A 21,614-nucleotide genomic window follows, 5' to 3' on the forward strand; every position below is an offset into this window, starting at 1 on the left:
CCCTTTGCCTACAAATGTCGCTTATTTGCTTGCAAATAAAAACAGCAATGAGAGAAATCTCATTGCTGTGCATCACGAAACGAAAAAACGAATTCGCCCCGCACAGTGAGATAGCTCTCCAAGATGAATCCCATCTTGACAGTCCTACATTTCTTAAACGCAGGACCAGCGGAAAAAGCAATGAGACTTTTTCCACTTCGGCGACGCTCCCCTTTCCACACTCATCATCGGAACTCATTTTCCTCCGAATGTGTACTCTTGAAGTTCGCACCTCTATCTTCACTTCGGCGTTTGGAAGTGTATAAATATGAAATTTATTGCAATCATATCAAACTTTCGTATTGTTGACAATATTATTCTCGCAATTTCTTATAAATTTTTTCAGCAACAGAGCGCGGAATGTTTGCTTTTTGCAATTCTTCTACCGTTGCTTCTTTCATGTTTTTAATGGATCCGAAATGCTTTAATAACGCTTTTTTTCGCTTTTCCCCAACGCCGGGGATGTCATCTAACACAGAATGAAACATCGTTTTTCCACGCGTTTGCCGGTGAAAGGCAACCGCAAACCGATGCACTTCGTCTTGGATGCGCTGCAATAAATAAAACTCTTGGCTGTTTCTTTCTAATGGAACAACTTGCGGCGGATCCCCCATAATTAACTCGGATGTGCGATGCTTGTCGTCTTTGGCAAGCCCAGCGAGCGGAATATCAAGCCCTAATTCGTTTTCAAGCACATCCCTTACCGCAGCTAAATGCCCTTTTCCTCCGTCAATAATAATCAAATCGGGAAGCGGGAGGCCTTCTTTGAGCACGCGAGTATAACGTCTTCTTACCACCTCGCGCATCGATTCATAGTCATCCGGTCCCTCTACGGTTTTGACTTTATATTTGCGGTACTCTTTTTTCTCCGGTTTTCCATCGATAAAAACTACCATGGCTGAAACAGGATCCGCGCCATGAATATTGGAATTGTCAAACGCCTCAATGCGATGCGGGGTCGGAATTCCTAATATTTTTCCTAAGTTTTCCACAGCTTTGATCGTTCGTTCTTCATCCCGCACAATTAAGTAAAATTTTTCTTTCAAAGCAATTGCCGCATTTTTGCTTGCTAAATCAACCAGTTCTTTTTTCTTTCCTTTTTTCGGCTGAACAACCTTTACTTCCAGCAGCTGCTCGGCAAGTTCGCCGTCAATGTCAGCAGGCAAAATGACCTCTTTCGGCTTAAAGTGGTTCGCTTTTGTATAAAATTGCCCTAAAAAGGTGAGGAGCTCTTCGTCTGGGTCTTGGTACATCGGAAAGATCGATACATCGCGCTCAATCAGCTTTCCTTGGCGAATGAAAAATACTTGTACGCACATCCATCCTTTGTCATAGGCATAACCAAACACATCGCGATCAACGAAATCGTTGATGATCATCTTCTGTTTTTCCATCGTTGCTTCAATATGGGCAATTTGGTCACGGTATTCTTTTGCCCGTTCAAATTCGAGCGCCTCGGCTGCTTTCATCATCTTTTCCGCAAGTTCCTTTTTTACTTCTTTATACCCGCCGCTTAAAAAGCGGGCGATTTGTTCAACGATTTCTTTATTTTGCTGTTCGGACACAGGATATACGCACGGTGCAAGACATTGTCCCATATGATAATATAAACAAACGCGGTTTGGCATGGTCGAGCATTTGCGCAACGGATAAATGCGGTCTAACAGTTTCTTCGTTTCGTTTGCCGCCTGTACATGCGGATACGGCCCGAAATATTTTCCGCCGTCTTTTTTCACTTTTCGCGTAATGATTAGGCGAGGATGCTTCTCCGCGGTAATTTTTATAAACGGATAGCTTTTGTCATCCTTAAGCATCACGTTATATTTCGGATCATACTTTTTGATCAAGTTCATTTCTAAAATAAGAGCCTCGACGTCCGAAGAAGTGACGATATATTCAAAATCGGCAATTTCGTTGACAAGCCGCAGCGTTTTTCCATCATGTGTGCCGGTAAAATACGAGCGCACGCGGTTTTTCAGCACTTTTGCTTTGCCGACGTATATGACCGTACCGTTTTTATCTTTCATCAAATAACATCCCGGCTGCTCCGGGAGCACGGCTAATTTTTCTTTTAAGTGATCATGCATCATAATCACTCCATCAAATTAATTGATCCATTCGTACAGCGTAATGTTTCCGTACACTGGATCTGCGAGTGTGCTGGAACGATATGTTTTCACTTTCCGCACATTGCGTGAAAGGGAAACCCCTTGCGCTTGAAAGCCTTTGACCACATGATCGGTCATATAAATTTTAACATGTTGATAGTTCTCCTTGTCCTGTAAAAAAAATGAAAAGTGCAGCACGTCCTTGTGCGGAAAGTCCACATCGAGGTATTGCAGCACACGCGTTTCTTCCCATGTATACAGAACGAATCTCTCTTTACTGTTCTGTAAATCATATGCCAATTGATAGGTTGCTGGCAACTGTAATGCTTGTTCGCGCATATGCCATGTTCCCGTTGCGAGTTGTGCGGCTAACACTGCCATCGCTATGCTCCATCGGTACATAGACATATGATTGCGGAGAAAGCAAATCCATCCGTACAACAAAACAAGATGAACAAGCGGGAGAATATGGCGCGGTTTTTCGATATTTTGTGCAAATAACCCCCAAAGAAAATAAACGAATCCAGAAATAAGAAGCCAGCGCGGGAACGTGGACTTCCTTGACTTCCATATCGCTGTCCATACAACCATATACAAAAAAAGCAAGATCACGTTTTGGCTTGCTATCCCTGTCCATAAAATATTATAAAAGAAAAAGTAAATCATTCGCTCCCATAACGGCTGCCCGTCGCTTACCGCCGTTCCCCCCCATTCCTTGAAATGGCCGCTCGTAAATGAAAGAGCCAGTTTGAAAAAGGATTGGAAACTTCCTTCCGTCGCCGCGACCGCAGCAATCCAAATAAATTGAAAAAAGGCAGCGGACGTCAAAAAACAGCCGATTCGAAAGGCACTGCGATGTTTTTTCCAATCTTCGTACCATAAAAACAAAATCGCCACCGCAAATGGAGCATACGACAAACGGATTCCCATTAACAAGCTAAACAAGGCAAGCGGAAGTAGCTGTATCCACCATGCATCTCGCTTTCTTGCCAATTCGATGGACCAAAAATACCACCACAGCACCGCCAGCGCCGCGCCGTCCGACATCGGCTGGCCCGCAATCACCATGATATAGCTTGCCGACTGGAGGAGCGTGCTAATGAACAATGACATGGAAGTCGAGAAATGCTTTTTTAACAGGAGAACGATCGGAATCGTTGCCGAAAACAATGTAACGATATTAAAGACGGATAGCGCTTTCGCCGGATTGTCAACAAATGTACGAATAAACATGCCGCCCAACACGAAATATGGATAGCCCGGAAAATGCGGCTGCATGGCCAATAAATCATAACGGTCTAACGCCAATGCAAAATCGACTTGATCCCATGTTGCCGCATAAGGGCTTGCATAATAGATTTCTACGAAAAACAAACATAATAAAATGACTAAACTGAAATATGACAAAAGTCGATTATTTCCTAGAAAATGCTTCAGCATCTTTCTCCCCTTTTTCTACATGGCACATATTTGGCAAAAAAGACGAAAAAGCACAAGGCTAAGCCTTGTACTTTTTACATTACCTTTTTCGTTTTTGGTTCAAGCGCTTGGACGGTTGTTGATTGCTCCACATTTTTCTTATTTGTGTTGCGGCTTGTAACTAATAAATAAATCACGACAAAATATCCAATATAGGCGATGATTTCTTCAATGGATGGCATGGACGAATAGCCGAAGAGCGCTTTTAAAAACACGCCAACTTCTCCTGAAAAGACAGGTGCGACGCCATGATCGCGGAGATAATGTTCATAATCAATCGGATGTTCTGGAAGCAGCCATGTTAAATCATATACATGCGGCATCACGCTGCCGATGATATTTAAATCCTGGAGCATGGAAATGCCTTGGACTAATAGTCCCGCGGCAATCAATACGATGAACGCTCCGGTTACTTTAAAGAACGTCTTCAGCGGAATGCGCATCGTTCCTTTGAAGAAAAGGTAGCTGACGATCGCCGCAATCGCAATTCCTGTCACTGCTCCCCATCCTTTCATCGCCGCACCGATGTTTCCATGGGTAATCGCGGCAAAGAAAAAGACCGTTTCGACACCTTCACGGAGCACAACTAAAAACGAATGAATAACCATTCCAACGACATTGCCGGTCGTAATAAATTGATCCATCTTTCCTTCGATGCTTTTTTTCATATTGCGGCTATGCTCGGCCATCCAAAAGACCATTTGTGTCAGCAAAATCGCCGAAACAAACATAATGCCGATCTTTAAGTACATTTCGCTTCCCATCGCGGCAAATCCAGTGAGCACGACTTGGAAAAGAATCGCAACCCCAAAGCTCGCTAAAACCGCTAATCCTGCTCCAAGCCAAACGTACTTCGTATATTCTTGATGGTTGACGCGCTTTAAATAAGACGTAATAATTCCGACAATCAACAGCGCCTCGAGCGCCTCGCGAAATGTAATCAACAGCGCTTGAACTTCCATCGCATGTCTCCCCCTTTGTTTCCATCCGTCACGCCCGCTTGCGGCGCCATGAATACACAACAACCCCGGCAATCACCACAATAAGAATTGCAATCGGAATCCAGTTTTTTAATTCAGATAAGTCCGTCCATTCTTTTTTCTCTACTTCTTGCGGCTTTTCCGTTTCACTTTCCGAAAAATGTCCCACCTTCAAACTTTTCAACCCAAATTGCTTTTGTAATGACGTTAAAATCATGTCCTTGCTTTTCTTAAATTGTTCCTTGTTCGCTTTCTTTTCGCCGACGCCAAACAATCCAGGGTTTCCTAACGACTGCAGCGCCTTATCAAATTCATCCCTCAACTGCTTGTCAAGGGCCGCGTCTTTCGCCTGCACGATTGGAGAAAGCGCTTCGTATGTAGCAAATGCCTTCGCTAATAACCGTTTGCTCGTATCATATTGCTCAAAATTTTTCTCGATATTTTCCAACCGGCGTGCAACATTTAAAACAAGAATTTTTTCCATATTTTTTAAAACAGCTTTTTTATCCTTTTTATCAAGCGCCGATAATACTGCTTGCGAAGGCTCCGTTCCCATATGCATATCAATTTCCTCTTTGACCGTTTCGAAAATTTTGCGCGCCTCCGCAAAGTTTGGCGGCTGTTTGTTTAACTTTTCCGACATTTGTTTATAAACTTCTGCTACTTTTTCTTCATTCGGGTCGCCATAGGAGTACGCAAAAGCAGAAATCGGAACACTATTGAGAATGAATATCATCGCTAGAGAAAAAAACAAACAAAATCGCCTCATTATCAATCTCCTCCTACATCATCAATGATAATGATTATCATCTTCTATGTCAATATACTCATGAAAAAACTCCCTTTCCTGTCCGGAAAAAGGAAAGGGACTACGAACATTGTTTTTCAGTTATGCTTGGAAGACGGTGGGCGTCTTCATCAATTACCACTTTTTTTACCGGCCGCCGCATCTCCTTCCAAATCGCTGGAATAACAGCCGTGACATACGCTCGAAATTTAATAAATGACTGTCCCGTTGTCCGCACTTGATAGCGAATCGGCACTTCTTTTACACGAAACCCTTTGCGGACTAAATTTAACGTAATCACTTGCGCGTAGTTATAATCATGGATGATCTCGGCGTGCTCCATCGCTTGCCGGGAAAAGGCGCGCATTCCCGATTGACCGTCATAAATCCATGTTCGAAGAAGAAGCGATTGCAGAAATGTAAAGAAGTAATTGCCAAGACGGCGATGCCATTTCATCCCGCGAATCGTGCCAAGAAAGCGCGAACCCATCGTATAGTCCGCTTCTCCAGCAAAAATCGGAGCAAGCAAATCCGGGATTTGTTCTGCCGGATATTCGTTGTCCGCATCAATCATCACGCCGATATCCGCACCGAGACGGAGACATTCCCGCAATCCTTGACGTACAGCGGCACCAAGCCCGCGGTTTTCCTGCATTTGATAAATGTAATCAGCACCCGCTTCTCTCGCGGCTGCTGCTGTGTTATCGGTCGAACCATCATCAATCACTAATACTTTCACATCCACACAAGGATGAAAATGGCGGGGAATCTTGCGAATGACCTCGCCAATCGATTGTTCCTCATTATACGCTGGTAAAAAGACGATCACTTTTTGCTTCTTCATCCTCTGCTTCCCTCTTTCGAATCGCTTCCGTTAGTACGGGCCCGCGGCTATGGCTAGGATACGGAGTGCCCAGCAAATAAGCAATCGTCGGCGCCACGGACACCAAACTTTTCTTTTCATCGATCCGCTTTCCTTGCTCAATGGCCGGGCCATATAAGAAGAATGGCACAAATCGTTCTCCTTCATCCAAATGCCCGTGTCCTCCGATGCCGTCCGCTTGTCCGTGATCGGCGCAAATGATTAACGTTGCGTTTTTTAATTTTCCTTTCTGTTCGAGCCACTCAACGTACTCCTTGATAAGCGCGTCCGCTTCTTCTATTTTTTGAAGATATTCCTCGTATAATACACCGCGGCTGTGCCCTGTTTGGTCTGTGGCAATTAATTGAACGATGAGCAAATCAGGATCTTGTTCTTCCATAATCCGTTTGGCGCGTTCAATGATGTTACGGTCAGCTACGTCATTATGCATGACCGCTGTTACCGTTTCGACATCATCTCCAAACGAATCGACGAGATGGGCAATGCCAAGCAGCCGTCCCGTTTTCCCTACTTTCCTTAGTGAATCAAAAATGCTTTCTACTTTGATGCCAAGCTTCCATACCATGTTAGAGCGGATGCCGTGTTCAAACGGATAGGTTCCGGTAAACATCGACGTAAAACAAACGACCGTCCGCGCCGGATAGACCGTCTCCATTTGCGCAAACTCCGTCCCATGTTGCCGCAGCCATTTTAAAAATGGCGCATTGGCTTGCTCAAACCGATCTTTCCGCATGCCGTCGATGACAATCACAATGACTTTCTCATTGATTGGCTCTTTTGGAACGCTGGCATTATTGGTGTATGTCGGAATGATTTTTGGCTTCCAGTCAAATAATTGGCTGTGCAAGAGGAAAGAAAACAAAAAAACACCCGCATAATAGAACGCAAAGCCGGCAAGAGAAAGATCGCCTGCCTCCCCTTCCAGCTGTACGTACACATATTGCCAAATCGACAAAAGCAGCAAAAATTTCGGCAGCTGTTCTTGCGCGTTTCCGCTTGTCGAATCACTATTTTTCAGCACTAACTTCCAAAAACGGGTAAAATTCCACCATGATGTCCCAATGCGCAAATGATAGTAAAGCGTTCCCCAAAAAAAGACGGTAAAGAAAAAATATAGACCCAGCGCCAGGCCTAACAGCTTAAGGTCGGCAAACTGCCAAACGATTAAAAACACAACGTATGGAATCCATAAATAATTTCGCAAAAATAACGGATAATCGTACATATAATAGATAACAAAAAGTGGAAGCACCGCGAGAAAACCTAAGAGCCAGTGCTTCATATGCTCGATGGTGCCGAAATCGGCAAGATGGTAGATCGCCATCGTCCCGATAACGAAAATCGGTGTAAACGGTTTTCCCTCGTTCAGCAAATTCCAACATCGCGCCGCTACTTTTTCCAATCTTGAAGCTTCTTTCATCGTTTCTCCCTTCCTTTTTTCCAAGCCGCCCAGACGAACGAAATATCTCTTGGAGACATAAACAGTACGGCAATGCCAACCAAATAAGAAAACGCAAATTTAAACGCATGGGTCATCATCGCAGCCATATACGCGCCGCTCCAGTCCGGTACGATTCTCGTAATTGCAAACGCCATTACCGCTTCATACGTCCCCAGCCCGCCTGGAGCGATTTGAAACACTTGGCCAGAAACAGTAATGCTGTTGACCCACGCGGATTCTAAAAATGTTAACGACATTCCAAGTGTGTTGGTCATCTCATAAATGACAACCGCCTCACACAGCCAGCTAAGCGCAATCATACTCACCATATAGACGCCTCGTCTTCCTCTTAACGCGCTTTTTATCATGTGATAGTGTTTACGAATCCACTTCGCATCCGATTTACGCGACAACAAAACAACGACTGCACAAACACCGATTATTCCGACAACACCAATAACCATTGCGTTTATTGCAGGAAAACGATGGACGTATGCATACATTCCCCATGCGGACAAAAGGCATAAAACAAGCATGTCCAAAAGCCGCATCACCGCCACCGAATGAATGGCTTCATCGACAGAAACGTCCTTTTGTTTTGCTAAAACAGCCACACGGGCAATATCGCCTACTTTGAACGGAGCGATATGATTAATAAGCAAACTGAAAAAGATGCCTTTGGCGTATACAATCAAAGAAATTGGTTTTCCTACGTATGACTTCCATGCCAGCGCCCTTAGCCAAAAAGAAGCGCCGTATATGATCAACATCCATGCCAGCGTGTCCGGTCTTTGAAAAAGCAGGTAGAGCTGCCTAAGAAGCTCTTCTCCATCGAAATAGCGATATGTCAGCCATAGAAAAACAAGAACAAGCCCGGCTCCGGCCAGCCTCACCGCTATCGTTGCGTGCTTACGTTTCATACATCCTTGCCCACGCGACCGTCCGCGCAAGCCCGTCCTCGAACGTTACGCTTGGTTTGTATCCGAACGCCCGCTCGGCTTTCGTAATGTCTGCCCATGTCGCTTTCACATCTCCCTTTCGCTCCGGAGCGTATCTCACCTTCATCGTTGGAAAATGCGTTTTAAGTTCTTGCAGCAATCGCTCCATCGTGATCGGGCGCCCCGATCCTAAATTAAATACATCATTTCCGCTTCGGCGGCCGAGCGCCGCTACCATTCCGTTGACGATGTCGTCCACAAACGTATAGTCTCTTGCTGTCTGCGTTCCGTACACGACAATCTCTTCGTCATGCAACAGATGGCGGATAAACTTGCTGATTGCCATATCCGGACGGCCCCACGGACCGTATACGGTAAAATAGCGAAAAATCGTCACCTGATAGCCGAATAGATGGGCATACGCATGGCAAAACGACTCCGCTCCGTATTTTGCGGCGGCATATGGCGAAACGACTTCTCCCGTTGCCATCTCTTCTTTCAGCGGTACGTTTCCTTGATTGCCGTAGACGGACGAGGAAGAGGCGAATAACACATGCCCGACTCCGGCTTCCCCCGATGCCTTTAACACGTTAATCGTCGCTTTAATATCATAATCGACATAATCAAGCGGCTTAAGAAGCGAATTTGGAACGCCCGGCAGCGCCGCTAAATGATATACACAGTCCGGCTGATAGCGGCGAAACAATTTTTCCGTTTTTTCACCATCTAATAAGTCAATGCGATAAACGGGAAGACTTCCTCCCGTCAACTCACGAAATTGCCGATTTTTTCGTTCCACAGAGTAATAAGGATGAAAATTATCAATGACCGCCACATTGTGCCCAAACGAGAGCAATTTGGCAACAAGATGGCTGCCGATAAACCCGGCTCCCCCTGTAACGAGAATTTTCAATGGATTCACCTCAAAATCGATTAATTCCTACTAGCATATTACCATACAGTTTTGCTTCATAAGAAGGCAAAAAACCTTGCTAAAGAACAAGGTTTTTTGCCTTATCGTTATTTTGCCTTTTCAATAACAGTGTTTAACGTTGCTTCTAATTGAGAAAGAAGTTTTTCTCCCTCTGCTTTATTTTTTGTTTTTGCCGCCTCAAGGTAGCGCTGCGCCTGATCATTCAATGACGCATAAGCTTGATCGCCTAACAGCGTTTTTAAGTCACTTTCCATCATATTAATAAATAAAGCGCCTTCTAACGCAGTAATCACCGATTTATCTTGCCCCCAGCTTTCTTTGCTTTCTTCATATTCATGAAGCGCCACCTTTGCCCAGCCGCGGACAAACGCTTTATTGATCGCTGCCGGATCTAGGGTTTTCACATCTGTTTGCAAATCAAATTGTTTTAAAATGTAGTCCGCTTCTTCTGGCGCATGCTTTTTCATATATGGATATACAGATTGATAAAATGCCCATCCTTCTGCTTGTTCGACTTTCGCTTCTTTTTCATCCTGCTTCGCCGCATTTGCCGCCTTTGAAGCATAGCCGTGCGGAAGCGCTCCTGTCGCTAAATAAAAGGTTTTCATCAACGTTTTATCCACGACTTGCTTTCCTAAGGAGAATGCGAGCAAATCGTCTTTTGCAGCCGCATCTTCAATTTGTGCAAACGCTCCATTAATCGCGTCCGCTAACTTTGTTCCATAAGCGGCGTCACGCTTTTCTACCGTTGGCTGTAAAATCGCGTAAAACTGCTTCGCTTCTTCGATTTCTTCTTTCACCGCTTCTTTATTTGCCCAATTTTCCTCTACTTCAGTAAACTCATGCTTGATTGTCGTATAAAATACTTTTTGCATAAGCTTATCAAAGATTTGTTTGACGACTACTGGATCGAGCGAGCCATCTTTCCCTGCCGCCAGCGCAGTAGTAATATGCTGGTCAATCGTATCTTGAAATTCGGCGTCACGTTTTTGCACAAGCGTCTGTAAATTTTCTTCATATAGTTTTGTTACTTTATCAAAATCAACTTTTTGCCCTTGCTTTGCTTTTTCCAGCTCGGCAATCGCCTGTTTAAACACATCGGCATAGTTTATCTCTTCTTTTTTCTCTGTTTCCGCTGGCTTTTCTTCTTTTTGTTCAGCGGCTGTTTGTTCTTTTTCCTTTGTTTTGGTTGTTGCCGTTTCCTCGCTGTTTGAGCAAGCTCCCATCATTACCGCAAACGCTGTAAAAACAGCAAGCAGCTTCCATTTAACTGACATTATGTATCCCCCCGACACTTCTTTGATAATGATTTTCATTAACACAAATTAATTATAATAGATAATGATTATCAAAGTCAATCATGTTTTTTATAAAAGAAAAGTGCTTGCCGTTGTTTTGGCAAGCTCTGCTATTGTATTATACTTTGATAAATGAAGGGAAAAACTCATTCCCGACAATTTCTCCTTGGATAGACGATGCGGCTTGTTTTCCATGATTTAACAGTAAGTTCAGCTGCCCGGTATGCTTCTTCTAAATGCGGGCAACCGGATAAAATAAAGTATTGGAAATAAAAAGAGATTCAGACAATATATTGCCTGAATCTTTTTGAAGAAAAATGAATTATACGTGTTTTTCCAATAGTTGAACAAGCGCTTCTTTCGGCTGATAGCCGATCGTTTTGTCAACAAGCTCGCCATTTTTGAAAACAAGCAATGTTGGAATGCTCATCACGCCGAACTTAGACGCTGTTTCTGGGTTTTCATCGACGTTTACTTTTACGATTTTTACTTTGTCGCCCATTACTTGATCTACTTCTTCAAGAACCGGCGCAACCATGCGGCAAGGTCCACACCATGGCGCCCAGAAATCGACTAATGTTAGGCCTTCTTTCGTTTCTGCCGCAAATGTTTGATCTGTCGCATTTACAATCGCCATTTTAAATTCCTCCTATTCGCTATGATACTGTAAGCAAAGTATATCACGTAATGGAGTTTAGTGCGAATATTTTGCTTCGTTTCTAATATTCGCTTTCTGGCAGGAATTATGCCTTCGAGCAGACAGCAGAAAACGAGCAAAGCAATTCGCTTTGCCCGTTTCGTAAAAAATTTACGAATGCACTTTTAATTTTTTAAATTCTTCCGTTAACAACGGAACAACTTCGAACAAATCTCCGACAATACCGTAATCAGCGACTTTGAAAATGTTTGCCTCTGGGTCTTTGTTAATCGCTACAATGACTTTCGAGTTCGACATACCAGCTAAATGTTGAATCGCTCCGGAAATCCCGCAGGCGATATAAAGGTCTGGAGTAACGACTTTCCCAGTTTGGCCGATTTGAAGCGAATAATCGCAATATCCCGCATCGCACGCACCGCGTGATGCACCGACAGCACCGCCTAATACTTCGGCAAGCTCTTGCAGCGGCTTAAAGCCTTCCGCGCTTTTCACACCGCGTCCGCCGGCAACAATGACTTTCGCCTCAGATAGGTCGACTCCTTCCGCTGTTTTACGAACGACTTCTTTTACAATTGTACGCAAATCTTTAATGTCGACAGAAACGTTCGATACTTCTCCGGAACGCGATTCATCACGTTCTAACGGTTGAATGTTGTTCGGACGAACAGTGACAAAAATGATGCCGTCTGTAACGATTTTCTTTTCAAACGCTTTTCCAGAGTAAATCGGACGTGTAAAGATAAGGTTGCCCCCAGCTTCTTCCACAGACACCACGTCGGAAACAAGGCCAGAGTTTAATTTGACCGCTAATTTCGGCGATAAGTCTTTTCCTAATGAGGTATGGCCCAATACGATCCCTTCTGGGTTTTCCGCGTCAATCACTGCTTTCAGCGCTTGAGAATAGCCGTCAGATGTATAATTTTTTAAATTTGGATGCTCTACCACAACAACGCGGTCGGCGCCGTGGAAAAATAACTCATTGGCATACGATTGGACGCTTTCCCCGACAAGGACGGATACGACTTCCCCGCCTTGGGCAATCGTTTTTGCCGCTGCGATCGCCTCAAACGAAACGTTTCTTAATGATCCATCACGAACTTCTGCTAACGTCAGTACTTTGCGTGCCATCTTTCAGTCCCCCTATTATGAAAAATTACACCACTTTTGCTTCTGAACGTAAAAGTTGAACAAGCTCTTTTACTTGATCAGCGATTTCACCTTGAAGAATTTTTCCCGCTTCTCTTTTTGGCGGCAAGAATATTTCGATCGTTTTCGTTTTCGCCGCAACATCGTCTTCATCTAAATCCAAGTCATCTAATTCCAATTCATCAAGCGGTTTCTTTTTCGCCTTCATAATGCCTGGAAGCGAAGGATAGCGCGGCTCGTTAAGTCCTTGTTGCGCTGTCACAAGCAGTGGAAGCGACGTTTCGATCACTTCTTCGTCTCCTTCCACATCGCGGACGATCGTTACTTTATCGCCGTCAATATCTAGTTTCGTAATTGTCGTCACATACGGGATTCCCAGCAATTCCGCTACGCGCGGGCCAACTTGTCCCGAACCGCCGTCAATGGCGACATTTCCAGCCAAAATCAAATCAGGGTTTTTGTCTTTTAAATATTCGGCAAGAACTTTCGCCGTTGTGTATTGATCTTGTTCTTCAACATCTTCTTCAATATTAATGAGCACCGCCTTATCGCAGCCCATCGCTAGCGCCGTACGCAATTCTTTTTCCGCATCCTCATTGCCCACCGTCACAACTGTTACTTCACCGCCATGTTTGTCGCGTACTTGAATCGCTTCCTCAATTGCGTATTCATCGTACGGGTTGATAATAAATTCTGCTCCTTCTTCGTTTACTCTGCCATCTGCAATCGTAATTTCTTCTTCTGTATCGAATGTGCGCTTCATTAAGACGAAAATGTTCATGTGAGTCCCTCCTTGTTTTGATTAAACATTACTTCAGTTTTAAAGATTCCGTCAATTAAAAACATTATTTACCATGAAAGATCGGCGGACGCTTTTCAATGAACGCTTGCACTCCTTCTTTCGCGTCTTCTGTTGTGAACATGCTTCCAAACAGCTCCGCTTCCTCACGCACTGCTTCCTGGAATGGTTTTTCTTTAAAAGAATTTAAAAGCTGCAATGTAGCGCGAACCGAAATCGGGCCTTTTTGCGCGATTTTTTTCGCCAGTTTTTTTGCTTCCTCGAGCAATTGCTCTTCTGGAACCACTTTGTTTGCTAATCCCCACTGCACCGCTTCTGCTCCGGTAATCGGCTCGCTCGTCAACATCATCTCAGCCGCTTTGCCGAAGCCGACGTAGCGAGGAAGCCGCTGCGTGCCGGCAAAGCCAGGTATGATGCCAAGCTGCAGCTCTGGCAGGCCGAGTTTGGCGTTTTCGGAAACAATGCGGATATGGCAGCTCATCGCCAGCTCCAGTCCACCGCCTAGCGCTGCGCCATGGATGGCCGCAATCACTGGCTTTGGAAAGCGCTCGATTCGTTCCAACACTTGCTGTCCATTTTGCGACAGCGCTGTCGCTTCATCGCTGGACGCTATAGAAGTAAACTCTTTAATATCCGCTCCTGCGGAGAAAAATCTTCCTTCGCCGTGAAGAAGCACAACACGGACGTTATCATCCGCCTCCAGCTCATCGAGCAAGGCTGAAAGCTCTTTCAACACAGCGGATGAAAGAGCGTTTGCCGGCGGACGAGAAAACGTTACGTCCGCGACAAACTCTTCTTTATGGATACGAAAAAATTCCATCTCCTCTTCTCCCCCTTTAAACAAATATGCTGTCTTACGAAGATGCACAACCCTTTGTTAACAATTCATACACTGGATTTGCTAATGCGACTAGATCATACTTTTGCTCGTTCATTACCCATGTCGTCACTGTTTCGTCAATCGCTCCAAAAATCATTTGCCTTGCAAGCCGAATATCTAAATCACGGCGAAACTCGCCTTTTTCGATTCCTTCTTTTACAATTTCGTCAATAATGCGCAAATATCTTTTTAACACATCGTTAATGCGATGTCGCAATTCTTTGTTCGATTGACGCAATTCCAGTTGAGTAACGATGGCTAAATGATGATCTGCGGCCAGTGATTCAAAATGTTTCTTTACTAATACGTACAATTTCTCTAAAGGACTCGAAATTCCTGCTATCTCTTGTTCAATTTTCTCAATAAAGGAGCCCATTTTTTCCTCAAACACCGATATAAGAATGTCTTCTTTATTTTTAAAATAAAGATAAATCGTGCCGTCCGCGACTCCCGCTTGCTTAGCGATTTTCGATACCTGTGCTTGGTGGTATCCATTTTCAGCAATGACTACCACTGCTGCATCGATAATTTGTTTAAATTTTGGCTTATCTCTCCTCAACAGTCATTCTCCTTTACGAAAACATGAATGAGTAATCATTCATGTTTTCATTTTAAAGACTCCTTGTTTATTTTGTCAAGATAAAGTTTTTCCAAATCTAAACAGGCCCTTATTCTTTTTTCATTTCTTCCTCCAGCAATGCTCTTCGCAAAATTTTCCCAACCGCCGTTTTTGGAAGTTCTTTGCGGAACTCATAAATTCGCGGTACTTTATATGCCGCCAATCGACTTCTCATAAATTGATCCAACTCTTCTTCCGTGCATTGCTCTCCTTGTTTAAGAACGACAAACGCTTTTACCGTTTCTCCACGATATTCATGCGGAACACCAACTACTACTGCTTCTTGCACTTTCGGATGTTCATATAATACTTCTTCCACTTCACGCGGATAAATGTTGTATCCGCTTGCAATAATCATATCTTTTTTCCGGTCGACGATATAGAAATAACCGCGCTCATCCATATAACCAACATCTCCCGTATATAACCATCCGTCACGTAAAACATTCTCCGTTTCATGCGGCTGATTCCAGTATCCTTTCATCACTTGCGGCCCGCGAACAACGAGTTCACCAATTTCGTTCACTTTTGCTTCTTCCCCTGTTTCCAATGATATAATTTTCGCTTCCGTATCTGGCCATGGCACTCCGATGCTTCCTTTTACCCGTTCCCCGTCCCATACAAAATTGCTGTGAGTAACAGGCGATGCTTCCGTCAACCCATATCCTTCAATCAGTTTTCCGCCAGTCAATTTTTCAAATTTTTCCTGAACTTCCACCGGCAATGGTGCTGATCCGCTAATGCATACTTTGATCGATGACAAATCATAGCGCGATAAATTCGGGTGATTTAAAAGCGCAATATACATCGTTGGCGCTCCAGGAAACAACGTTGGTCTTAGTTTTTCAATCGTTTTTAATGTTGTTTCCGCATCAAATTTCGGCAAAAGAATCATTTTATACGCTTGCATAATCGCTAAATTCATGATCGTTGTCATGCCATACACATGGAAAAACGGCAAAATTCCCAAAATCGACTCCGTTCCTTTTCCGCATCGATACATCCAATGAGCGCACATCAACGTATTGGCAATTAAATTTCGGTGCGTAAGCATGGCCGCTTTTGGAACGCCGGTTGTTCCTCCGGTATACTGCAATAACGCGACATCTTCAACAGGGTCGATCTCCACGTTTGGCTCCATTGCGTTCGGACGGGCTATTATTTTGGAAAATAGATGCTGGTCGCTCCGTTCTTCCACTTTGACAATCACTGGCTGCTGCTTCCGCTGCATGAATGGATATAGCCATTTTTTTATCGTTGGCAAATAGTCTTTAATGCTCGTAATAATAAGATGTTTCACTTTTGTATTTGCTTTTACTTTCGCTGCTTTTGGATAAAGCATATCTAATGTGATGAGCACCGTCGCTCCGCTGTCGTTTAGCTGATATTCCAATTCGTGCTCCGTATAAAGCGGATTGGTCTGCACGACAATGCCGCCCGCGAACAGCACACCATAATAGCTGATAACCGCTTGTGGACAGTTTGGCAGCATAATCGACACACGATCCCCTTTTTGCAGTCCGATTTGTTTCAAATAATTTGCCAATGTGAGCGCCTGTTCATAAACTTCACGAAATGTAAGCGTTTTCCCAAAGAAATAAATCGCATCATGCTCGCCAAATTCCGCCGCCGTTTCCCGCAAGTAATCAGGCAATGTTTTATTAGGATAGTCAAGGTGATGCGGAATTTCCGGCGGATAATGAGTAAGCCATGGCTTTTCCATCGTACTCCCCCTTATCAAAAAAATTTCAGATGGTTTATTTTTATTTTATTACACTTTTTTGAATTTTACATCAAAAAAAACGCCCTATCTCATAGGGCGTTAAAAAAACAAATAGATGACGCCGATAAGAACAAAAAACACACATAGTATAAACAATAATTTTGCCAATGTTTCCATCGTTTTGTTTTTCCACGCTAAATAGACGATGCCAATGATCAAAAAAATTCCACATAAAACAAGCAACATTCTTACTAATGTCTCCATCTTTTAACTCCCTTTACCGAATTCCTTCTCCAATAACAAACGATAAGCCGATGGAAATAACCATGGAAATCAGCCCAACCGCCCGATTGTCTTTCGCAATCTCTTCGTCGATATTAAACTTTGGAGTAAGAAACTCATAAATAAAATACGCAACGAGTAGCAAAATAAAGCCATACACTCCCCAGCCGATCATCGCCAGCAGTGATTCATGATGGCGAAGAGCATAGCGAAAAATATTGGCAATACCAAAAATTTTCCCGCCTGTTGCCATCGCCACCGCGACATTTCCTTTTTGAATCTCTTCCCAATTTTTATATTTTGTCACTAGCTCAAATATAGTTAAAAACACGACCATGCATAAAACAGCCACGCTAAAATTGGCGGCAATCTTTACGATTTCGTTTTCCCAAAACGAACTCATCACGTTCTCTCCTCGTCATTTCAGTTCGACAATCGTTACCCCTGTTCCTCCTTCATTTGCTTCACCAAAATGGAAGTTTTTCACAGAGCGATGCTTTTTCAAAAATTCTTGCACCCCTTTGCGAAGCGCTCCTGTCCCTTTTCCGTGAATGATCGAAACGCGAGGATATCCCGCTAAAAGCGCATCATCAATATATTTTTCTAAACGGACTATCGCATCTTCGTACCGTTCCCCGCGCAAGTCAAGCTCCAATCCGACATGATAGTCTTTTCCTTTTACGGTAGCGAGCGGTTTTGTCTCCGTTTTCGGCGCACTGCCGATATATTCTAAATCCCGTTCGTTGATTTTCATCTTTAAAATGCCGAGCTGTACTTGCCACTCATCATCAGAAACCTTTTCCACAAGATATCCTTTTTGATTTAAACTTGTCACTTTTACTTCATCGCCAGGCTGAAAGGCGTGCTGCGTCTGTTTTTTTCTTTCTTTTTTCTTCTTCTCTAATGTTGGAATCGCTTCTTCTAGGCGTTTTTTCGCCTCAATCAGTTCATGCTCTTTAATTTCCGCTTGTTTTTCTTTTTGCATTCGGCGAAGTTCGCGAATAATTCGCTCGGCCTCTTGCTGGGAAGCGCGGACGATGTCGGCTGCTTTCCGTTTCGCTTCTTCTATTATTTCATCGCGTTTTTCATGAAGTTCTTCCCATTTTTGCTCCCAATCGCTGCGGAGTTTTTCCGCTTCCATGCGCGCTTCTTTTGCTTTTTTCTCTTCCTCTTCCGCCCGCTTCTTGCTTTGTTCTAGCGAAGCGATCATATTTTCCACTTTGTTGCTTTCTGCGCTAATATGCGATTTTGCCCGTTCGATAATGCGCTCATCGAGTCCAAGCCGCTTCGATATTTCAAAGGCATTGCTTCGCCCTGGGATGCCAATCAATAACTTATACGTCGGACGAAGCGTTTCGGTGTCAAATTCGACACTTGCATTGATCACGCCGTCACGATTGTATCCGTATGCTTTTAACTCCGGATAATGGGTGGTCGCCACCGTACGTGCTCCGCGCCCGTGCACTTCATCTAAAATGGCGATCGCCAACGCCGCGCCTTCTTGCGGATCGGTTCCCGCACCTAATTCATCGAATAAAACGAGACTTTCATGATCAACGTTGCGTAAAATATCAACGATATTGACCATATGAGAAGAAAATGTGCTTAAACTTTGTTCAATCGATTGCTCATCCCCGATATCCGCATAGACGGAACGGAATACTGCTAATTCAGAACCATCGAGCGCAGGAATAAATAAGCCTGCTTGCGCCATCAATGTCAATAACCCGATCGTTTTTAATGTGACTGTTTTCCCGCCGGTGTTTGGACCGGTAATAACGATCGTTGTATAGTCTTTGCCAAGCTCAATGTCATTCGGAACAACAACGTCCTGGTCAATGAGCGGATGGCGCGCCTGTAATAACCGGATATAGCCGCGATCATTCATCACAGGCTTTGTCGCTTTCAATTTGTTGGCATATTTTGCTTTGGCAAAAATAAAATCGAGCTGTGCCAATATGTCGACATTTTCGAGCAATGCTTCCGCGTGTTCGGCTACAATGCTTGTCAACTCCGTTAAAATCCGCTCAATTTCTCGTTTCTCTTTGACACGCGCTTCTTGGAGCTGGTTATTTAATTCTACCACTGCTTGCGGTTCAATAAACAATGTTGCTCCCGAAGCCGATTGATCATGGACGATGCCGCCGTAAACACCGCGATACTCCTGTTTTACTGGAATGACGTAGCGGTCGTTGCGAATCGTAATAATCGCATCAGATAACATTTTTTGCGCCGACTGCGAACGAATGATATTCTCCAATTTTTCGCGCACCCGCGCCTCAGTTGTTCGAAGCTGCTGGCGGATAGAACGCAACCGTTCGCTCGCATGATCCATCACTTCACCATGATCATCAATACAGCGTTCAATGGCCTGTTGCACTTCCGGAAGCGCAGCAAGTTTTTCCGCATAGCCTGCCAAATGAGGAAACTCTTCTTTCTCTTCATGCAGCGATTCAATAAACTGCTTCAATTGCCGGCTTGCAGAAATGGTGCTCGCAATATCTAAAAGCTCATGCGGACTAAGCGTTCCGCCGATTTTCGCACGCTTGAGGCTTGCGCGGATGTCAAAAATGCCGCCGAGCGGAACGTGCCCGCGCAGACGAAGCGCGGCTACCGCCTCGTCTGTTTCTTCTTGCCAGTTTGTGACCTCGGCAAAATGCGAAGAAGGAAATAGTTTTTCTACCTTTTCTTTTCCTAATGACGAAGATACATGTTCTAATAACTGCTCTTTTACTTTATCAAATTCTAATACGTGAAGCACTCTTGTATGCACGGATGAAAAACCTCCATCTGAAAATTGTCAACCAATTCGATTCCGAATACGTTTACCGATTGCGCTGCAAAAAGCTGCGCAACTCTTCAAGAGACCATGTATTGATCACCGTTTCCTTGCGAATCCATCCTTTTCGTGCGGTTATGACCCCTATTTCCATATGGTCAAGCATGTCCAAATGGTGGGCATCTGTATTAATCGCGATTTTTACTCCAGCATCTTGCGCTTTTTTCAAATAGGAATACGACAAATCGAGACGGTTCGGATTCGCATTTAACTCAAGCGCCGTATTCGTTTCCCGCGCCAATTCGATAAGCATGTCTATATCTACGTCATATCCGTCTCGCTTTCCGATTAACCGCCCTGTCGGATGAGCGATCAAATCAACATGACGATTGCGAAGCGCAGCAGCAAGACGCTTCATAATCACGTCACGCGACTGGGAAAAACTTGAATGAATCGCAGCGATGACAAAGTCAAGTTCTTCGAGAACGCCATCATCGTAATCAAGCGTCCCATCTGGCAAAATATCCATTTCTATTCCAGCCAAAATTGTAAAATCATCATATTTCGCGTTTAACCGTTCAATTTCTTCCCGCTGTCTGCGAAGCCGCTCCACTGTTAAACCGTTTGCGACTTTCAAATACTGTGAATGATCGGTAATCGCCATATAACGGTAGCCTTTTTTCCGGCATGCTTCCGCCATTTCCTCGATCGAGCACGCTCCGTCGCTCCAAGTAGAGTGCATATGCAAATCTCCTTGAATGTGGGAAAGGCAAAGAAGCGAATAGTCGTCGCGATAGCGGTCGACTTCGGTTCCATCTTCCCTTAGTTCCGGCGGAATAAACGGCAACTGGAAATGGGCAAAAAACGCTTGTTCATCAGAAAATGTTTTCACTTCTCCCGTTTTCACATTTTCTACTCCATACTCACTAATTTTTTCACCACGCTCTTTTGCCAGCTGCCGCATGCGGACATTATGTTCTTTCGATCCCGTAAAATGATGGAGCGTCGTGGCGAACTGCTCCGGTGTCACTAAACGAAAATCAACAGCAATTTCATACTCATAGCGAAGCTCTAGGGACACTTTCGTATCACCGTTTGCAATCACATCTGAGACATTCGCTAGCTTCAATAACTGTTCCCGCACAAGATGCGGATCGTTCGTTGCGATAATGAAATCTAAATCTTTCACTGTTTCCTTCATTCGCCGCAAACTGCCGGCACGAGAAAAACGAACGATTCCTTCCATATTTTTAAGCTGATTTTCTATTTCCTCGGCAATCGGCAGCACAAAGGCTAACGGAAGCCGTTCCGGGCGAGAGCCGATTTCTTCAATGGCGGCTAAAAGCTTTTCTTCCGTTTTCTTTCCGAAGCCTGGAAGCTGCTGTACTTTCTGCTCGAGGCAAGCTTCTTTCAATGAAGCAATATCCACAATGCCCAGTTCTTGATATAGCTTTGCGATTTTCTTGCCGCCAAGTCCGGGAAGCCGAAGCAGGGTAAGCAAGCTCTCTGGAATTTCCTGTTTCAATTGTTCAAGAACGCTGGACGTTCCTGTTTCCAAAAATTCATGAATGACGCTTGCCGTCCCCTTTCCGATGCCGGGAATCGCGGTGAAATCGTCTATTTCCGCAATGCTTCGTTCATCAGTTTCCAATGCGCTTGCCGCTTTGCGAAACGCCGCAATTTTAAACGGATTTTCTCCTTTGATTTCCATATATAACGCAATCGTCTCCAGCAGACGAATGACATCTTTTTTATTTCCTTTCATTTTATCCCCACCTATCCGTACAACCCACTACGAAACATAATACAAGTTTTTTATGAAAAAGTACAAAAAAACTTCC

Annotated in this window: 19 protein-coding genes and 1 riboswitch; all 19 genes read right to left on the bottom strand. The window is 44.2% G+C overall.

The annotated features are described in order from the left end of the window. Positions 1-103 precede the first annotated feature (103 nt). Positions 104-284, bottom strand: a riboswitch (Lysine riboswitch). 69 nt (positions 285-353) lie between these two features. After that, positions 354-2,126: an excinuclease ABC subunit UvrC gene (uvrC, locus tag DCC82_RS14125; protein ID WP_097354831.1), complete on the bottom strand. Its 1,773-nt coding sequence runs from the start codon at positions 2,124-2,126 to the stop codon at positions 354-356. Between the two features lie 18 nt (positions 2,127-2,144). Continuing rightward, on the bottom strand, positions 2,145-3,584 hold the full coding sequence (locus DCC82_RS14130) for a nucleoporin-interacting protein (protein ID WP_097354967.1): 1,440 nt from the start codon (positions 3,582-3,584) through the stop codon (positions 2,145-2,147). 77 nt (positions 3,585-3,661) lie between these two features. Then, entirely contained in the window at positions 3,662-4,588 is a 927-nt protein-coding gene (locus DCC82_RS14135; protein WP_015864717.1) for an FTR1 family iron permease, read from the bottom strand. 28 nt (positions 4,589-4,616) lie between these two features. After that, on the bottom strand, positions 4,617-5,375 hold the full coding sequence (locus tag DCC82_RS14140; protein WP_015864718.1) for a hypothetical protein: 759 nt from the start codon (positions 5,373-5,375) through the stop codon (positions 4,617-4,619). 100 nt (positions 5,376-5,475) lie between these two features. After that, positions 5,476-6,237 carry a glycosyltransferase family 2 protein gene (locus tag DCC82_RS14145; protein WP_062753121.1) on the bottom strand — a complete coding sequence of 254 codons (762 nt, stop codon included), beginning with the start codon at positions 6,235-6,237 and terminating at the stop codon, positions 5,476-5,478. Beyond that, positions 6,197-7,696, bottom strand: coding sequence for an alkaline phosphatase family protein (locus tag DCC82_RS14150; protein WP_097354832.1), 1,500 nt, complete (start codon positions 7,694-7,696; stop codon positions 6,197-6,199). Before DCC82_RS14150 ends, DCC82_RS14145 begins: the two co-directional genes overlap by 41 nt. Further along, positions 7,693-8,637, bottom strand: a complete 945-nt coding sequence (locus tag DCC82_RS14155; protein WP_097354833.1) for a lysylphosphatidylglycerol synthase transmembrane domain-containing protein — start codon at positions 8,635-8,637, stop codon at positions 7,693-7,695. The genes DCC82_RS14150 and DCC82_RS14155 overlap by 4 nt, the downstream gene beginning before the upstream one ends. Continuing rightward, positions 8,627-9,568 carry an NAD-dependent epimerase/dehydratase family protein gene (locus DCC82_RS14160; RefSeq protein ID WP_097354834.1) on the bottom strand — a complete coding sequence of 314 codons (942 nt, stop codon included), beginning with the start codon at positions 9,566-9,568 and terminating at the stop codon, positions 8,627-8,629. The genes DCC82_RS14155 and DCC82_RS14160 overlap by 11 nt, the downstream gene beginning before the upstream one ends. A 107-nt stretch (positions 9,569-9,675) precedes the next feature. Continuing rightward, positions 9,676-10,866: a hypothetical protein gene (locus tag DCC82_RS14165; RefSeq protein ID WP_062753128.1), complete on the bottom strand. Its 1,191-nt coding sequence runs from the start codon at positions 10,864-10,866 to the stop codon at positions 9,676-9,678. Positions 10,867-11,209: 343 nt separating this feature from the next. Then, positions 11,210-11,524: a thioredoxin gene (trxA, locus tag DCC82_RS14175; RefSeq protein WP_015864729.1), complete on the bottom strand. Its 315-nt coding sequence runs from the start codon at positions 11,522-11,524 to the stop codon at positions 11,210-11,212. A 171-nt stretch (positions 11,525-11,695) separates the two neighbouring features. Then, on the bottom strand, positions 11,696-12,673 hold the full coding sequence (locus tag DCC82_RS14180; protein WP_015864730.1) for an electron transfer flavoprotein subunit alpha/FixB family protein: 978 nt from the start codon (positions 12,671-12,673) through the stop codon (positions 11,696-11,698). A 25-nt stretch (positions 12,674-12,698) separates the two neighbouring features. Further along, on the bottom strand, positions 12,699-13,472 hold the full coding sequence (locus DCC82_RS14185; protein ID WP_097354835.1) for an electron transfer flavoprotein subunit beta/FixA family protein: 774 nt from the start codon (positions 13,470-13,472) through the stop codon (positions 12,699-12,701). A gap of 64 nt (positions 13,473-13,536) precedes the next feature. Beyond that, on the bottom strand, positions 13,537-14,310 hold the full coding sequence (locus DCC82_RS14190; protein WP_097354836.1) for an enoyl-CoA hydratase: 774 nt from the start codon (positions 14,308-14,310) through the stop codon (positions 13,537-13,539). A 34-nt stretch (positions 14,311-14,344) separates the two neighbouring features. Then, positions 14,345-14,929 carry a fatty acid metabolism transcriptional regulator FadR gene (locus DCC82_RS14195; RefSeq protein WP_015864733.1) on the bottom strand — a complete coding sequence of 195 codons (585 nt, stop codon included), beginning with the start codon at positions 14,927-14,929 and terminating at the stop codon, positions 14,345-14,347. A gap of 109 nt (positions 14,930-15,038) precedes the next feature. Further along, positions 15,039-16,712 carry a long-chain-fatty-acid--CoA ligase gene (locus tag DCC82_RS14200; protein WP_097354837.1) on the bottom strand — a complete coding sequence of 558 codons (1,674 nt, stop codon included), beginning with the start codon at positions 16,710-16,712 and terminating at the stop codon, positions 15,039-15,041. Between the two features lie 99 nt (positions 16,713-16,811). Further along, positions 16,812-16,976, bottom strand: a complete 165-nt coding sequence (locus DCC82_RS17710) for a hypothetical protein (RefSeq protein ID WP_167317814.1) — start codon at positions 16,974-16,976, stop codon at positions 16,812-16,814. 13 nt (positions 16,977-16,989) lie between these two features. After that, positions 16,990-17,397: a DUF350 domain-containing protein gene (locus DCC82_RS14205; protein ID WP_015864736.1), complete on the bottom strand. Its 408-nt coding sequence runs from the start codon at positions 17,395-17,397 to the stop codon at positions 16,990-16,992. 15 nt (positions 17,398-17,412) lie between these two features. Next, positions 17,413-19,767, bottom strand: a complete 2,355-nt coding sequence (locus DCC82_RS14210) for an endonuclease MutS2 (RefSeq protein ID WP_015864737.1) — start codon at positions 19,765-19,767, stop codon at positions 17,413-17,415. A 52-nt stretch (positions 19,768-19,819) separates the two neighbouring features. Then, positions 19,820-21,538, bottom strand: coding sequence for a DNA polymerase/3'-5' exonuclease PolX (gene polX, locus DCC82_RS14215; RefSeq protein ID WP_097354838.1), 1,719 nt, complete (start codon positions 21,536-21,538; stop codon positions 19,820-19,822). Positions 21,539-21,614: the final 76 nt, after the last annotated feature.

Origin of the sequence: Geobacillus sp. LYN3, from assembly GCF_003064505.1 — a bacterium.
In the GTDB taxonomy this organism is placed as follows: Bacteria; Bacillota; Bacilli; order Bacillales; family Anoxybacillaceae; genus Parageobacillus_B; species Parageobacillus_B toebii.

Excerpts from the sequence above, each read along its gene's own strand:
- uvrC (WP_097354831.1), bottom strand. The coding sequence starts at position 2,126 with ATGCATGATCACTTAAAAGAAAAATTAGCCGTGCTCCCGGAGCAGCCG.
- DCC82_RS14135 (WP_015864717.1), bottom strand. The coding sequence starts at position 4,588 with ATGGAAGTTCAAGCGCTGTTGATTACATTTCGCGAGGCGCTCGAGGCG.
- DCC82_RS14140 (WP_015864718.1), bottom strand. The coding sequence starts at position 5,375 with ATGAGGCGATTTTGTTTGTTTTTTTCTCTAGCGATGATATTCATTCTC.
- DCC82_RS14145 (WP_062753121.1), bottom strand. The coding sequence starts at position 6,237 with ATGAAGAAGCAAAAAGTGATCGTCTTTTTACCAGCGTATAATGAGGAA.
- DCC82_RS14150 (WP_097354832.1), bottom strand. The coding sequence starts at position 7,696 with ATGAAAGAAGCTTCAAGATTGGAAAAAGTAGCGGCGCGATGTTGGAAT.
- DCC82_RS14155 (WP_097354833.1), bottom strand. The coding sequence starts at position 8,637 with ATGAAACGTAAGCACGCAACGATAGCGGTGAGGCTGGCCGGAGCCGGG.
- DCC82_RS14165 (WP_062753128.1), bottom strand. The coding sequence starts at position 10,866 with ATGTCAGTTAAATGGAAGCTGCTTGCTGTTTTTACAGCGTTTGCGGTA.
- trxA (WP_015864729.1), bottom strand. The coding sequence starts at position 11,524 with ATGGCGATTGTAAATGCGACAGATCAAACATTTGCGGCAGAAACGAAA.
- DCC82_RS14180 (WP_015864730.1), bottom strand. The coding sequence starts at position 12,673 with ATGGCACGCAAAGTACTGACGTTAGCAGAAGTTCGTGATGGATCATTA.
- DCC82_RS14185 (WP_097354835.1), bottom strand. The coding sequence starts at position 13,472 with ATGAACATTTTCGTCTTAATGAAGCGCACATTCGATACAGAAGAAGAA.
- DCC82_RS14190 (WP_097354836.1), bottom strand. The coding sequence starts at position 14,310 with ATGGAATTTTTTCGTATCCATAAAGAAGAGTTTGTCGCGGACGTAACG.
- DCC82_RS14200 (WP_097354837.1), bottom strand. The coding sequence starts at position 16,712 with ATGGAAAAGCCATGGCTTACTCATTATCCGCCGGAAATTCCGCATCAC.
- DCC82_RS17710 (WP_167317814.1), bottom strand. The coding sequence starts at position 16,976 with ATGGAGACATTAGTAAGAATGTTGCTTGTTTTATGTGGAATTTTTTTG.
- DCC82_RS14205 (WP_015864736.1), bottom strand. The coding sequence starts at position 17,397 with ATGAGTTCGTTTTGGGAAAACGAAATCGTAAAGATTGCCGCCAATTTT.
- polX (WP_097354838.1), bottom strand. The coding sequence starts at position 21,538 with ATGAAAGGAAATAAAAAAGATGTCATTCGTCTGCTGGAGACGATTGCG.